Raw genomic sequence first — 13818 nt, forward strand, 5'->3', positions numbered from 1 at the left:
CTCGTTGGCACAGGGTTCAGCGGGCCGCGCGAGCGGTCGGCGTGACGGAGTCTTTCAACATCCGTCCGAACTCCAGAGAGCCCACCGCGGAGAAGCCGCCGTCGATCGGGATCACCACGCCATTGATGTAGCGCCCGGAATCGCTGGCCAGGTACAGCGCCAGGTCTGCAATCTCCTGCCTGGAGGCGCCGCGGCCACTCGGAATGGACTGCAACAACCTGGCCCAGCTCTCTTGCCCTTCGGGTGCGAGCCGGGCCATGCCCTCCGTGTCGGTCACCGGACCCGGTGCGATGCCCACGCACCGGATGCCCTCGTCGGCCCATTCCACCGCCAGCGAGCGAATCAACATGTCGACGCCGGCTTTGGCAGCGCACACGTGAGCCTGGGCGTAGGTGGGCATGCTGGACTGGACCGCCGAGATGGCCAGCACGAGAGCGGACGGCTTTCGCAGAAAGTCGTGCGCAGCGCGCAGCGTGTTGAACGTGCCGACCAGGTCGGTTTCGATCACGGCGCGAAAGCCGTTGGAACTCATCCCGGTGGCCGGGGCGACGAAGTTGCCGGCGGCACCCGCAACCACGATGTCGATCGGGCCGAACGCCGCGTAGGCGTGCTCGACGGCACTTCCCATCGCCTCGTAGTTGCGCACATCGGCAGACAGTCCGATGGCGTGTCCACCGGCCGCCTCGATCTCGGCCGCTGCATGGCTTGCCTTTTCCAGGCTGCGCCCGACGATCGTCACCGCCGCGCCAGCCAGCGCGTACGTGAGCGCGATCTGGCGGTTGATGCCGCTGCCACCACCCGTGATGAACGCGGCCTTGTTGCGCAGCAGGCCGGGTTGAAACGTGTTGAGCTTGTCCACGATGGTCGCCTCAACGTGCGCTCAGCGCTGCTGCAATGGCGGCAAACGCCCGGCGGTCGACGTTGTGTGTGACGCTCGTGTCGCCCGCTGGATGGGAGGAGAGCTTGATGATCACCAATTCGGCCTTCGGATTGATGTGCATGTGTTGTCCATTCAAGCCCTTCATTTCGAAGGTGCCGTCGCGGTCGTGCGGGATCCACCACTGGTTGTGATACGAGTACCCATAGCGCATCGTCTGGCCGCTGGACTTGAACTTCTCGATGTCCGCGCCCTTGCGGATTTCCCCGATGACGCTCTCTCCGATGATCTGGCGGCCGTTGAATCGGCCCGCCATGCGCATCGTCTCGCCCAGGCGGCCCAGGTCTCGCAGGGTCGCGCTGAAACCCACGCTGCTGATCTGCGTGCCGATCGGATCGACCCACACATAGGCGTCGTCCTGTGCGCCCATCGGTGCCCAGAGGCGTTCAGACAACAACGCCGAGTAGCTCTTGCCGGTGACGCGTTGCAGGAGCCAGCCCAGGACCTCGGTGTCCACCGACTTGTATTTGAATGCCGCGCCATGTTCGCCCTCTTTCTTGAGGGTCACCAGCAGGTCGGGGATGGTCCGGGGGCCGCTGTGGGTGGGCGGTGCAGGCAGCAGCCCGGCGGCGTGCAGGTACTGGAAGATGCCGGAGCTGGGGTCGCGGAAGTTCTCCGCGTAGGCAACGCCGGTGGTCATGTCGAGCGTCTGTTGCACGGTGGCGTCCGCCCATGCGCTGTCCTTGAGCTCGGGCAGGTATTTGGTGACCAGGGCGTTGGGGTCGATGAGGCCGTCCTTGATCAGCATGGTCGTGAGCAGGCCGGTGAACGATTTGCTCATGGACCACAGCGAGTGCGGCTGTTGGGCACGCATGCCGGCGTGGTACCTCTGCAGGACGACCGCACCCTTGTGCAGCACCAGCAGACCGTCGGTGTAGGTCGTGCGCTGCCAGTCGGCCAGGGAGATCCCGGCGCCTTTGTCGTCTTCGAACTTGAGCGAGTCCATCTCTTGCGGCATGTCGCGCAGGACGGAGGGCTTCTCGTCTCCGCGCCAGACCTGGGCCGTCGGCCCGAGTTCGCGCATGTGATGAAACGCCCAGCGGCCATTGGGGAACCGGAGGACGGAGGAGAGCCGCACGATCTTGTCGGGCGGAGGCGGAAACCCTTTCATGATTTCCAGCTTCACGGGATCCGTCGCTTCGGGCGGAGGAGGTTGTGGCGCCTGTGCCAGGGCGACCGAGGCATTGAGGATGAGGGCTGCCGCGACGGCGGCGGTGCGATGGGTTTTGGGTGGTGTGTACATGGTCTTTGGTGAATGGAAGACAAGGGGTTGATGCATGGCGAAGAGGGCGGGCGTGTTCAGGATGGTGCTTTCCTCCCTTTGCCGGCAGAGGCAGAGCCGGTGCGCTTCAGCGCGGTCTTGCCTTGGCTTGGGGTCATCGGCTGCTGAGCACCGCGCACCAGGGCCGACATCGTTTTCTCGTGGAGTTGCCGCAGTTCGGTGTCGTCCACCACGATGCCGGAGAGCCGCAGCATCACGAGGCCGTGCGCGGACGCCCACAGCATCTGTCCCAAGGTCTCTTTGTTGCCATGCAGGACACCGGTGTCGATCAGTGGCTTCACATACGCCACCATGCTGCGGCGTGCCCGCGCCAAGGCCTCGGTCAAGCCCGGGTTGCCAGTCACGTCGGCCTGACTGACATCGAACATCATTCGATAGGCGTCGGGGTTGTCCAAGGCGAAGTCGAGGTAGGCCTGACCGACGTTGCGCGCGCTCTTGCGCGGGTCTGTGCTCGATCGCGTCGATTTTTCGATCACTTCGCAGAAGCGATTGAACGCAGCGGCCCGAACGGCGGCCAGGATTTCTTCCCGGCTTTTGAAATAGCGGTAGGCGGTGGTGGAGCTGCAGCCGAGCTCTGCGGCAATCTGCCGCATGGTCACGCCATCGACGCCATGTCGGGCGAACAACACCTCGGCAACACGGCAGATGTCGGCACGAAACTCCGCCACTTCGTCTTCGGTCAGAACAGGTCTCATAAATTAACACCGTTAAATTAACAGTGTTAAATGTACTGCGACCTGGCCTGGTGTCAAAGCTTTTTTTGAGACTCGATGGCTTTTCCTTCTTTACAAGTTCGTTTGGTCCTTGCAGGAGTGGGGTTCCCAGCCGGCGACAAGCTGCCTTCAACTGCCGCGTCGATACCGCGATGGAAGCGCAGCAGCTCGTGTTCGAGCCGGCCGGCGTGCAGACCGGCGTTGGCGCCGCTGGACAGGCCGCGCTGGATCGCCACCGCCGTGGCGATGTCTTCCTGCTGGAACACCGTCTGCTCGATCAGGCGGAAGGTCTTCTCCCAGTGCGGGGTCCAGTCCTCGCCGGTGCGATCGGGCGGGATCAGCATGGTGTGCACCCAGCGGACCTGGTCCACGGCCGGCGAGAACATGCCGATCAGGCTCACGTAGTCCGGGTGCCAGATCAGGAAGGTGTTGGGGAAGACGAACTGGGTGGGCGTCGCCAGCCGGCACAGCTCCGCGCAGCTGCTCGGGGGCTCGAAGGCTTCGAAGGCCGCGCGCCGCGCGACCAGCGAATCCTGGTGCGGCCCGGCGTGCAGATTGACCGTGAAGGCATCGGCAAAGAACGGGTAGATCGTGTCGCGGTGCAGGACGCGGATGTGATAACCCTCCAGAAACGCGTCGACCGTCAGCTTCCAGTTCGCCGGATACACATGGTCGACCTTGCGGAACACCTTCATGCCGGTCAGTCCCATCCAGTCCATGTGTGCGTCCAGTCCCTGCAGGAAGGCCGCCGCCGAGAACGCGGGGCCGGGCGTGCGCTTGACGAAGATCAGCCCGCCCGCCTCGTCGCAGGGCAGTTCGACCAGGTTCAGCGTGGCCGGGTCGAGGCCGTCGAAGCTCTCGGCGTGCAGGCGGTGGCGCAGGCGCCCGTCGAGTTCGTAGGCCCAGCCGTGGTAGGGGCAGACCAGCGATCGGCAGGTCTTGGCCTGCGCTGGCTGCGGTCCGCCAGCCGCGATCAACGCCATGCCACGGTGCCGGCAGACGTTGAAGAATGCGCGCGCGCGGCCATCGGCAGAACGGGTCAATACGATGGGCACGCCCAGCGCATCGAAGGGAAGGGCCGATCCGGCGGGCAGCTCCGCGCTGTGCGCGGCCACGACGGGCCACTGCGCGAACAGCGCTTCCTGCTCCCGCTGCCAGTGCACCGGGTCGTTGTAATGGCCCACAGGCACGGTGCCCGTGGCATCCCCCATCTCGCGCACGCCGGTCTGACGGGCCTGGTCGAGGCGTTGGACCAGATCGGCCAGGGTGGCCGGCATGGGGGACGGGCTCGTGGTGCTCATGATGGGTTCCTTCTTGCAACGTCGGGAGGGTCGGCGGCATCCGCAGCCCGTGATCGAGCTTAGGGGAGACGCGTGGCCGGGGTGTTCGGGTGTCAATCGACCGCCGCTGCGTGAGCGCCCGCAGCACGCGGCCCAATTCGATGCGCGGGTGTTCAGCTTTGCGCGGCGCTGGCACACAAAAATCCCTGAGGGACGGCGTAGAGTGTTTGCTTTCCCGCCACTGGCCCAGACCATGAACCTGATGACCGTCAAGCCGCGCCGCAAACCGTCCCAGTCGCGGGCCTGGATGACCTCGGTCGCCATTCAGGACGCCTTCCTGATGCTCGTGGTCGAGCGCGGCTACGAGAGGGTGTCGATGCGCAACATCGCCACCCTCGCCGGGGTGGGCCTGGGCACGCTCTACCTGTACTTTCCAGGCAAGGACTCGATCGCCGCCGTCACCGTGCGCAGCCGGCTACGCAAGCTGGCGGCCGACACACAGGCCGCCAGCGCAGCGGGTGGTCCGCGCACGGTGGCCGAGACGGTTCATGTGCTGGCGCGGGTGCACGTGCACACGCTGCTCGGTGAGGCCGCGCAATGGCGCGCCCTGCTGGTGCTGGAGCGCCGCATCACCCCGCCCGAGGTCTATCGCGATCTGTACAAGGCATTTGTTCAGGTGTTCCGTGATGCCTGCGCGGTGGCGATCGACTGGCCCGGGGAACTGGACCTGGAGCGCTCCGCGCTCAACGCGTTCGCCGTCATCGACGCGCTGGTGAAAAACGCGCTGCTGGTGCAGGACTTTTGCCCCGACGCCGACGCGCTGTTGCAGGAAGTGGAGAGCGCTGTGAACGGCTACTTCCAGAGGGCGTTGGAGCGGTGCCGGGTTGTGCCCGCCAGTGCGCGATGCCCAGGTTTGCAGTGAATGCAGGCGATTCGAACGGGATCAGGGCCGGTACCAGACACCCTCCTTCAACAGGATTTCGTGGTGGCCGCAGCCCGCGGGCATCATCGGGAAACAGTTTTCGTCGGACGCCACGACCACATCCAGGAAGTAGGGCTCTGTGGAGGCCAGGCAGGCCGCGAGCGCGGCTTCGAGGTCCTCGGGCCGTTCGACCCGCGCGCTCTGCCAGCCGAACGAGCGAGCCAGGGCCACGAAGTCCGGCAAGGACGCCGTGTAGCTGTGGCTGTAGCGGCCGCCGTGGATGAGCTGCTGCCACTGGCGCACCATGCCCATGGAGCCGTTGTTGCAGAGCACGACCTTGACGGGTGTGCCGTGCTGGCGGGCGGTGGACAGCTCCTGGATGTTCATCAGAATGCTGGCGTCGCCGCTGACGCAGACCACCAGCTTGTCCGGGTGGGCCACCTGGGCGCCGATGGCGGCCGGCAGGCCGTAGCCCATGGTGCCCGCCCCGCCCGAGGTGAGCCAGCGCATCGGGGCGTCCACCTGCAGGTACTGCGCGGACCACATCTGGTGCTGCCCGACGTCGGTGCTGACGATGGCGTCCGTGCCTTGCAGTTGCCGGTTCAGGCTGCTGAGCAGGCGCTGCGGCAGGATCGCGTCGGACCGGTCCTCGAAGGCCAGGCAGTCGCGGTCGCGCCAGGTCTGGATTTGCGCCCACCATGGATCGAGGCGGGATGGCGCTAGCCGGCTTTTCCTCAGGCTGCCGAGCAGGTGCTCCAGCGCCGTTTCGCAATCGGCCGTGATGGGCACGTCGACCTTGACCACCTTGTTGATCGAGTTGGGGTCGATGTCGATGTGAATCTTCTTCGCGTTCGGGCAGAACGTATCGAGTGTGCCAGTGATGCGGTCGTCGAATCGGGCGCCGACGTTGATCACCAGGTCGGCGTGGTGCATCGCGAGGTTGGCCTCCAGCGTGCCGTGCATGCCCAGCATGCCGAGAAACTGCGGGTCTCTTCCCGGGAACGCGCCCAGGCCCAACAGTGTCAGGGTGCAGGGCGCGCCGGTTTCGCGCACCAGCTCGGCGAACAGCCGGCACGCCACCGGACCCGAGTTGATCAGGCCACCGCCGCCGTAGAAGACCGGCCGCTTGGCGTTGGCGATCAGCTCGGCGGCGAGCGTCAGCTGGTTCTGCGGCAGCGGTGTCTCAGTGCGGCCGGGGACGCGCGAGGCGGGTGTACGGGTCGCCACGGAAGACGCGTCCTGCAGCTGGATGTCCTTGGGAAAGTCCACCAGCACGGGCCCGGGGCGGCCAGTGGTGACCCGGCGCCAGGCCTGGCGCAGCGTGTCGACGATGGCGTCCACCTGGCGGATCTGCACGTTCCATTTGGTGACGCTGCGGGAGATGCCCAGCGCGTCGCACTCCTGGAAGGCGTTGGTGCCGATCACCGTGGTGGCCACCTGGCCGCTGATGCACAACACGGGAATGGAATCGCTCAGCGCGTCCAGCAGCCCGGTGGTGGTGTTGCTCATGCCCGGTCCGGAGGTCACGAACACCACGCCGGGTTTGCCGGTGGTGCGCGCATAGCCCTGTGCCGCGTGCACGGCGGCTTGCTCGTGGCGCACCAGCACATGGCGCAGGCGGGGCTCGCCGTGCAGGGCGTCGTAGAGCGGCAGCACCGCGCCGCCCGGGTACCCGAACACCGTGTCCACGCCGAGATCGAGCAGCGTGCGGATCAGCAGCGCGGCGCCGGTGATCGTGGTGGGCGCCGCGGACTCGTCGACGAGCAGGTGGAGCGGGTGAAGGGGGGTGTCTAGGGCGGTCATGGTGCGGGATCGATCGAAAGGGGATGGCGACATCTGATTCTTCCGGCTTTGGCCGCCAAAAGTGTTCTGTTATCCCTTGTTAGTGGCAGATAATCAGAAAATCCTTCCGCCATATTGGAGATTTGCAGTGGATAAGCTCGATCTGAAGATTCTTTCCGTGCTCCAGCAAGACGGAAGGGCCAGCCTGCAAAGCATCAGCGACAAGGTCGGACTCAGCAGCACACCCTGCTGGACGCGCATCAAACGGATGGAAGAGGCCGGCGTGATCGAGGGCTACACCGTGCGGCTCAACCCGCAGGCGCTGGGGTTCAACGACACCGTGCTGGTGCAGGTGACGCTGGACAGCCACTCCGACAACACGCTGGAGAAGTTCGGCGAGATCCTGGCGTTGATCCCGGAGGTGCTGGAGTGCTACCTGGTCTCGGGTGACTACGACTACCTGCTGCGCGTTGTTGTCAAGGACACCAAGGACTACGAGCGCTTGTTGAGGGAGAAGCTCTACAAGATCAAGGGCATCCGCCAGAGCAGATCCAGCTTCGTGCTGCGCACGCTGAAGAAGGCGGATCTGCCATTGGGCGTTTGACGCGTGCACCAGCGTGGCACGCTGCGACGCTGCTCATGGGGAAAGTCAGATGTGCGCCGACGCCAGGTGGTCCACCAGCAATCGCGCCGCTGCTGAAAGCGTGCTGTCGTCGCGGTAGCACAGCGAGAAGTCCCGCTCGGCCCAGGCATCGGTGAGCGCGACGAAGTGCAGTTGGCCGGCACCCGCCGCGCCGCGCAGCAACTCTTGTGGCACCACGCAGATCGCCAGGCCCGCATGGGCGACCCGAAGCGCGGCCTCGAAGTTGGACACCATGACGCGCGTGTGCAGCCGCTGACCATGCTGGGCCGCGGCACGCTCCAGCAGGGCCTGCACGGCGCTGGTGGCCGGCAGGCTGACGTGCTCCCAATCGAGCGTGTCCGCGAAAGCAATGCGCTTTCGGCGGGCGAGGGGGTGGTCGGCATGCACCACCACCCCGAGGTGGTCGCGCAGATAAGGGCGGGATGTCAAACCCTGGAAATCGATCGCATCCCAACAAATGCCCACCGACGCCACGCCGTCGCGCACGCCCCGGATCACGTCGGGGCTGAATCGCTCCTCGATGTCCACCCGGATGTCGGCGTGCGCGGGTTGCTGCATGAATGCCACGACGTCGTCGGCCAGGGCTTCCGCCATCACGGAGGCGGTCGCCAGCAGCCGGACTTGCCCTCTGACGCCGGAGGCGTAGGCGGCCATGGCCTGCTCCACCCGCCGGGCGCTGGCCAGCATGGCGCGCGCATATTCCAGCAGTGTCTCGCCGGCGGGCGTTGGCGCCACGCCATGGCGCTTTCGCACCAGCAGCGGGGTGCCCATCTGCAGCTCCAGTTGAGCCATGCGCTTGCTGACCGCCGAGCCGACCAGATGTTCGCGTTCTGCTGCGTGGGCAATGTTGCGGGCGTCGCAGACGGCCACAAACAGGCGCAGGGTGGTCAGGTCGAGGTCTTTGGTGGCCATGTGATTCAGATGTTCCTGTTCGGAATGCCTGTGCGGAATTATTACCGCTTCTGACCAGCATTGGGAAAACCTAGACTGCGGCCATTCCCAATGATCAGGAGACGTTTCATGTCCGCCACCCAAGACATCGTGGTTCGCGAAGTGGGCCTGCGCGACGGCTTGCAAAGCATCGCCCGCACACTCCCCACCGACCAGAAACTGGCGTGGCTGCGCGGCGCCTACGACGCCGGTCTGCGCGAAATCGAGGTGGGCTCCTTCGTGCCTGCGCGTCTGTTGCCGCAGCTGGCCGACACCGCGCAGCTGGTCGCCTTCGCCCGAACGCTGCCAGGTCTGCTGACCTCGGTCCTGGTGCCCAACCTCAAGGGGGCGCAGGCCGCCCTGGAAAGCGGCGCCGACCTGATGCTGCTGCCCATTTCGGCCAGCCACGCCCACAGCCTGGCCAATTTGCGCAAGACCCCCGATGAGGTGGTGGCCGAGGTCGCCCGCATTCGCGCCGAGCGCGATGCCTCGGGTTCGCGCTGCGTGCTGGAAGTGGGCATGAGCACGGCTTTCGGTTGCACCCTTCAAGGTCATGTCGACCCACAAGAAGTGCTGCGTCTCATTGCTGCCCTGCTCGATGCGGGGGCTGACCAGGTGGGCCTGGCCGACACGGTGGGGTACGCCGATCCGCGGCAGGTGCGCGACCTGTTCGAGCGCACCTTCAAGATCGCCGGTGACCGCCTGACCTGCGGGCATTTCCACGACACCCGCGGCCTGGGCATGGCCAACGTGATGGCGGCGCTGGACACCGGCATCACCCGCTTCGATGCCTGCCTGGCCGGCATCGGTGGCTGCCCGCATGCACCCGGTGCCAGCGGCAACGTGGCGACAGAGGACGTCGTCTACCTCATGCACAGCATGGGACTTGCGACCGGTGTGGATCTGGACGCGCTGCTGGTCCTGCGCCAGCGGGTGGCGGGCTGGTTGGAGGGCGAAACCCTGCACGGCAGCATCTGGCGCGCCGGGCTGCCCAAGACCATGCTGGCACCGCACACGGAAGGCGTCAGCGCATGAACCCGGCAGGCGTTCCGCAGCCCTTGAAGGGCTTGCGTGTGGTCGAGTTCACCCACATGGTGATGGGGCCGACCTGCGGCATGGTGCTGGCCGACCTGGGCGCAGAGGTCATCAAGGTGGAGCCTCTCGATGGCGATCGCACCCGCTTTTTGCTGGGCGCGGGCGCGGGGTTCTTTCCCATGTTCAACCGCAACAAGAAGAGCATTGCGATTGACTTGCACCAGCCCGAAGGGGCCGAGGTGGCGCGGCGCCTGGCGGGCAGTGCCGACGTGGTGGCGGAGAACTTCAAGCCCGGCACCATGGCCAAGTACGGTCTGGACTACGCCACGCTGTCGCAGGTCAATCCGCGCGTCATCTATGTGGCGCACAAAGGCTTTCTGCCCGGCCCCTACGACCACCGCACGGCCCTGGACGAGGTCGTGCAGATGATGGGAGGCCTGGCCTACATGACAGGGCGCCCGGGCGATCCGCTGCGCGCGGGCACCAGCGTCAACGACATCATGGGCGGCCTCTTTGGTGCCATCGGTGCGCTGGGGGCATTGATTCAGCGTGGCATCACCGGCAAAGGCATGGAGGTGCAGAGCGCGCTCTATGAAAACAATGTCTTTCTCGTCGGTCAGCACATGCTGCAGTACGCGGTCACGGGTCAAGCGGCCGCGCCCATGCCGGCGCGCATCTCGGCCTGGGCGGTCTACGACGTGTTCGACGTCCTGCATGGTGAGCAGATCTTCCTGGCCGCCGTCAGCGATGCCCAATGGCGCGTGTTCTGCGACGTGCTGGGCTTCGACGATCTCAAGGCCGACCCGGACCTGGCCACCAACAACCAACGGGTGGAGCGGCGATCGACCTTGTTGGCCACCTTGCGCGAGCGCCTGGCCGGGCGCGACGCGGCGGAACTGTCGATGCTGATGGAGCGCGCCGGTTTGCCCTTTGCGCCCATTCGCAAGCCGGAAGATCTGCTGCAAGACGAACACCTGCTGGCGACCGGGGGCCTCGCCGACGTGCGGCTGCCCGATGGGCCGAGGGCGGGTCAGACCGTCAAGACAACCCTGTTCCCCATCACGATGGAAGGGGAGCGCCTGGGTGTGCGGATGGACCCGCCGCGCCTGGGGCAGCACAGCGAGGACTTGCTGGCGACCCTGGGCTATTCGAGAGACGACATCGACGGCCTGCGGGCACGCGCTGTCGTGGCATGACGATCACAACCAACGACAGGAGACAAGACATGGTCAATTTCACGATGCAACGCCGCCAGGCCCTGATGGCCCTCGCCGCCACCCCCGTGGCCTTGTGCTGCAGCACCGCATGGACGCAAACCGCGGGCCAGACGGTTCGCATCATCCTGCCGGTGAGCGCGGGTTCCGGCGTGGACGCGATTGCGCGCGCGGCGGGCAACGCGCTCGGCCAGGCGCTCGGGCAAACGGTGGTGATCGAGAACCTGCCGGGCGCCGGCGGGGTGATCGGCACCCAGACGCTGGTTCGCTCCGCGCCCGACGGTCTGACGCTGAGCCTGGTCTCGAACAACCACGTCATCTATCCGTCGGTGATCAAGTCCCTGCCGTTCGATCCCGTCGGTGACATCACCCCCATCACCATCGTTGGTTCCTCGCCCCTGGTGCTCGTGGTCAGCCCGAACGTGCCGGCCAGGGACTTGCGTGAATTTGCGGCCCTGCTCAAGGCCAGCCCCGGCAAATACAACTTCGCCTCATCGGGCAACGGGACCATTCTTCATCTCGCCGCAGAGCTGTTCAAGGACGTCACCGGCACCTTCTCCACCCACATTCCCTACCGCGGCACCGGGCCGATGGTGACGGACATCATGAGCGGCCAGGTGGACTGGGGTGTCGTCGCGCTGCCGGCCATCAGAGGCCAGATCGAGGCCGGCCGAGTGCGCGCGCTGTGCGTGGCGACGCCGAACCGGGTGCCCGCAGCGCCGCAGATCCCCACAGCCGTCGAGCAGGGATTCGGCAACTACGTGGTCGAGGGCTGGGTGGCGGCGGTGGGCCCCAAGGGGTTGAGCGCCGAACAGGTCAAGCGGCTTCATGCTGCCTTCGTGACCGCGTTCTCCACACCCGAAGTCAAGGAGGCGATGGCCAAGCAGGGCAACGTCATCACCTTGAGCACGCCGGAAGCTGCGCTCAGCCATTTCAAGTCGGAGATGGTCAAGTACGCCGGGCTCGTCAAGAAAGCCGGCGTCGTGCCTCAGTGAAACAGGGAGCTTGAGCATGCCGATCTTGAAGCTGGGTGCCGTGGCACCCGTGTGTGAAGCCGGAAGCTGGGTGGCACCCGGTGCGCAGGTCATTGGCAACGTGACGCTGGCCGAGGGTGCCAGCGTCTGGTTCAACGCTGTCTTGCGCGCCGACAACGAGCCGATGCACATCGGCAAGGGGACCAACGTGCAGGATGGCGCGGTCCTGCATTCAGACCCCGGTTTTCCCCTGACGCTGGGCGATCACGTCACCGTGGGGCACCAGGCCATGTTGCATGGATGCACGGTGGGCGAGGGGTCGCTGATCGGCATCGGTGCGGTCGTTCTCAATGGCGCTCGCATTGGACGGAACTGCCTGGTCGCGGCCGGCGCCGTGGTGACGGAGGGCAAGACCTTCCCGGATGGCAGCCTGATCGTTGGAGCACCCGCGGTGCTGAAGCGCGAAATGACTCCCGCGCAGATCAATGACCTGGAAGCCAGTGCGCTGCACTACATGCGCAACGCCTCGCGCTTTGCAGAAACGCTGGGCCCGCTGATCCCACCATCCGTCACGCTCCCGAGTTAGCGTGTCGTGGTGCTCGACGCTGGACCGCGAACCCCACGGCAAGCGCCAGCAGGATCAGCCCCGTGGCCACCGCGAAGGTCACTTGCATGCCTGCCTCCAGGGCGTGGGGGTGGGCCGTCGCCAGATCGGTCGATCCTGAACCTGCCGCGAACACGGTGCCCATGACGGAGGCTCCCGTGATGAGACCGAGGTTGCGCGACAGGTTGATCAGGCCACCCACGACGCCGCGCTGGTCGGCGCGAATGTCTCGCATGACGGCGGTGTTGTTGGCCGCCTGGAACAGCGCGTAGCCGACCGTGATGGCGGCCAGCGGCGCGATGTAGCCGGGCACGCCGAACCGTGTCGCCAGCAAGGGCAGCAGGGCAGAGCCCGCGGCCATGGCCACGAGCCCCGTCACGCCGATCCGGTGTGGGCCGAAGCGGTCCACCGCCCGCCCCGCCGGCATGCCCGCGAGGGCCGCCACCAGCGGCCCGGTGGACATGACGAGCCCGATCGCGGTCGCGTCGAGTGCCAGCGCGCCCGACAGGTAGAACGGACCCACCACCAGCGTGGCCATCACGACGGTGGCCACCAGGGCGCTCGCCGCGAAGCCGCTGCCCAGGGCGGGGTGACGGAACATCGCCAGCTGGATCAAGGGCGATGCCGCGCGCGACTCGACCCGCAGGAAGAGGCCCGCGCCCAGCAGCGCCGCGCACAGCAGCGCCACGTTGAGCTGGCCGAAGTTGCCGCGTCCCAGCGTCATGGCCAAGGCATAGCTCGCCAGGGTCAGGGTCAACAGCAGCGTGCCGAGGTGGTCGAAGCGGGGGCGGTCGGTCTTCGCCCGCGGGCCGTCCACGGGCAGGAAGCGGTGCACCAGCAGCACCGCGAGGATGCCCAGCGGCACGTTGACGAGGAACATGAGCTGCCAGCCGAACCCGGCGATCAGGGCGCCACCCAGCGACGGACCGAGTGCCGTGCCCACCGCGGACATGGTGCCGAGCAGCCCCATGGCACTGCCCGCCCGGGCCTTGGGCACCGAGTCGGCAACCGACGCCATCGTGAGGGCCATCATGATCGCGGCGCCGAAGCCTTGCGCGGTGCGGGCCGCGATCAGCAGCCCCAGCGTGGGCGCCACACTGCACAGCGCGGAGGCCACGGTGAACAAGGCGATGCCGGCGATCAGCAGGCGGCGGCGACCGATCAGGTCACCAAGCCGCCCCGCGCTCACGATCAGGGTGGTGATGGCGAGCAGATAGGCCAGCACCACCCACTGCACCTGCTGAAAACTCGCGTCGAAGGCCTCGGCCAGCGTCGGCAAACCCACGTTGGCGATGCTGGTGCCCAGCGAGGACAGCAGCATGGACAACGAGAGACTGGCCAGGGTCCATCGGGGTGATGAAAGTGCTTGCACGGTGGCGTCCTTCAAAGTACCGGAATCCGGTGGCCTGAAGCGTAGGGATTCGGGTGAGATGGCGGAAGACGCACGGTTTGCACTGTGCAAGTGCGTTTGACGCCATGTCAGGCACCGCTCTGCTATGGTT

At 66.3% G+C, this 13818-nt stretch carries 13 protein-coding genes; 6 read left to right on the top strand and 7 right to left on the bottom strand.

What is annotated here, in order from left to right; translation table 11 throughout:
- Positions 1-16: 16 nt before the first annotated feature.
- Genes IV113_RS16560 through IV113_RS16575 form a run of 4 tightly spaced genes read right to left on the bottom strand, consistent with a single transcriptional unit; the run spans position 17 to position 4233 of the window.
- On the bottom strand, positions 17-859 hold the full coding sequence (locus IV113_RS16560) for an SDR family oxidoreductase (RefSeq protein ID WP_291087102.1): 843 nt from the start codon (positions 857-859) through the stop codon (positions 17-19).
- Between the two features lie 10 nt (positions 860-869).
- The gene (locus IV113_RS16565) at positions 870-2180 is read right to left on the bottom strand and encodes a serine hydrolase (RefSeq protein WP_291087104.1); all 1311 of its coding nucleotides are present in this window, start codon (positions 2178-2180) and stop codon (positions 870-872) included.
- 56 nt (positions 2181-2236) lie between these two features.
- Positions 2237-2914 carry a TetR/AcrR family transcriptional regulator gene (locus IV113_RS16570; protein WP_291087106.1) on the bottom strand — a complete coding sequence of 226 codons (678 nt, stop codon included), beginning with the start codon at positions 2912-2914 and terminating at the stop codon, positions 2237-2239.
- Positions 2915-2967: 53 nt separating this feature from the next.
- Positions 2968-4233: an aromatic ring-hydroxylating dioxygenase subunit alpha gene (locus IV113_RS16575; protein WP_291087108.1), complete on the bottom strand. Its 1266-nt coding sequence runs from the start codon at positions 4231-4233 to the stop codon at positions 2968-2970.
- 232 nt (positions 4234-4465) lie between these two features.
- Between IV113_RS16575 and IV113_RS16580 the strand changes: the two genes are divergently transcribed.
- Complete coding sequence (locus IV113_RS16580) at positions 4466-5134, top strand: TetR/AcrR family transcriptional regulator (protein ID WP_291087110.1); 669 nt, start codon at positions 4466-4468, stop codon at positions 5132-5134.
- Between the two features lie 21 nt (positions 5135-5155).
- Here the strand turns inward: IV113_RS16580 and ilvB are convergent, their stop codons facing one another.
- A complete protein-coding gene (gene ilvB, locus IV113_RS16585; protein WP_291087112.1) occupies positions 5156-6937 on the bottom strand; it encodes a biosynthetic-type acetolactate synthase large subunit in 1782 nt (593 codons plus the stop codon).
- A 127-nt stretch (positions 6938-7064) separates the two neighbouring features.
- Here ilvB and IV113_RS16590 point away from each other — a divergent pair, with 127 nt between their 5' ends.
- Positions 7065-7520 carry an Lrp/AsnC family transcriptional regulator gene (locus IV113_RS16590; protein WP_291087114.1) on the top strand — a complete coding sequence of 152 codons (456 nt, stop codon included), beginning with the start codon at positions 7065-7067 and terminating at the stop codon, positions 7518-7520.
- A 45-nt stretch (positions 7521-7565) separates the two neighbouring features.
- Here IV113_RS16590 and IV113_RS16595 read toward each other — a convergent pair whose 3' ends face one another.
- Positions 7566-8471, bottom strand: a complete 906-nt coding sequence (locus IV113_RS16595) for a LysR family transcriptional regulator (protein WP_291087116.1) — start codon at positions 8469-8471, stop codon at positions 7566-7568.
- A 108-nt stretch (positions 8472-8579) separates the two neighbouring features.
- Here IV113_RS16595 and IV113_RS16600 point away from each other — a divergent pair, with 108 nt between their 5' ends.
- The 4 genes from IV113_RS16600 to IV113_RS16615 are packed head-to-tail and all read left to right on the top strand — an operon-like array spanning position 8580 to position 12298.
- Positions 8580-9524 (top strand): hydroxymethylglutaryl-CoA lyase, encoded by a 945-nt coding sequence (locus tag IV113_RS16600; RefSeq protein ID WP_291087118.1) that lies wholly within the window; start codon positions 8580-8582, stop codon positions 9522-9524.
- Positions 9521-10720, top strand: a complete 1200-nt coding sequence (locus IV113_RS16605) for a CaiB/BaiF CoA-transferase family protein (protein ID WP_291087120.1) — start codon at positions 9521-9523, stop codon at positions 10718-10720. Before IV113_RS16600 ends, IV113_RS16605 begins: the two co-directional genes overlap by 4 nt.
- A 29-nt stretch (positions 10721-10749) precedes the next feature.
- Positions 10750-11733, top strand: a complete 984-nt coding sequence (locus IV113_RS16610) for a tripartite tricarboxylate transporter substrate binding protein (RefSeq protein ID WP_291087122.1) — start codon at positions 10750-10752, stop codon at positions 11731-11733.
- 16 nt (positions 11734-11749) lie between these two features.
- Positions 11750-12298, top strand: coding sequence for a gamma carbonic anhydrase family protein (locus IV113_RS16615; protein ID WP_291087124.1), 549 nt, complete (start codon positions 11750-11752; stop codon positions 12296-12298).
- On the opposite strand, the gene IV113_RS16620 is transcribed toward IV113_RS16615, so the two are convergent.
- Entirely contained in the window at positions 12282-13688 is a 1407-nt protein-coding gene (locus tag IV113_RS16620) for an MFS transporter (protein ID WP_291087126.1), read from the bottom strand. The two genes, IV113_RS16615 and IV113_RS16620, sit on opposite strands and share 17 nt — an antisense overlap.
- Positions 13689-13818: the final 130 nt, after the last annotated feature.

Source organism: Hydrogenophaga sp., from assembly GCF_018780385.1.
Lineage (GTDB): Bacteria > Pseudomonadota > Gammaproteobacteria > Burkholderiales > Burkholderiaceae_C > Hydrogenophaga.

What these genes read in the sequence shown, in the direction of transcription:
- IV113_RS16565 (WP_291087104.1), bottom strand. Translation starts at nt 2,180, where the DNA reads ATGTACACACCACCCAAAACCCATCGCACCGCCGCCGTCGCGGCAGCC.
- IV113_RS16570 (WP_291087106.1), bottom strand. Translation starts at nt 2,914, where the DNA reads ATGAGACCTGTTCTGACCGAAGACGAAGTGGCGGAGTTTCGTGCCGAC.
- IV113_RS16575 (WP_291087108.1), bottom strand. Translation starts at nt 4,233, where the DNA reads ATGAGCACCACGAGCCCGTCCCCCATGCCGGCCACCCTGGCCGATCTG.
- IV113_RS16580 (WP_291087110.1), top strand. Translation starts at nt 4,466, where the DNA reads ATGAACCTGATGACCGTCAAGCCGCGCCGCAAACCGTCCCAGTCGCGG.
- ilvB (WP_291087112.1), bottom strand. Translation starts at nt 6,937, where the DNA reads ATGACCGCCCTAGACACCCCCCTTCACCCGCTCCACCTGCTCGTCGAC.
- IV113_RS16595 (WP_291087116.1), bottom strand. Translation starts at nt 8,471, where the DNA reads ATGGCCACCAAAGACCTCGACCTGACCACCCTGCGCCTGTTTGTGGCC.
- IV113_RS16600 (WP_291087118.1), top strand. Translation starts at nt 8,580, where the DNA reads ATGTCCGCCACCCAAGACATCGTGGTTCGCGAAGTGGGCCTGCGCGAC.
- IV113_RS16605 (WP_291087120.1), top strand. Translation starts at nt 9,521, where the DNA reads ATGAACCCGGCAGGCGTTCCGCAGCCCTTGAAGGGCTTGCGTGTGGTC.
- IV113_RS16610 (WP_291087122.1), top strand. Translation starts at nt 10,750, where the DNA reads ATGGTCAATTTCACGATGCAACGCCGCCAGGCCCTGATGGCCCTCGCC.
- IV113_RS16615 (WP_291087124.1), top strand. Translation starts at nt 11,750, where the DNA reads ATGCCGATCTTGAAGCTGGGTGCCGTGGCACCCGTGTGTGAAGCCGGA.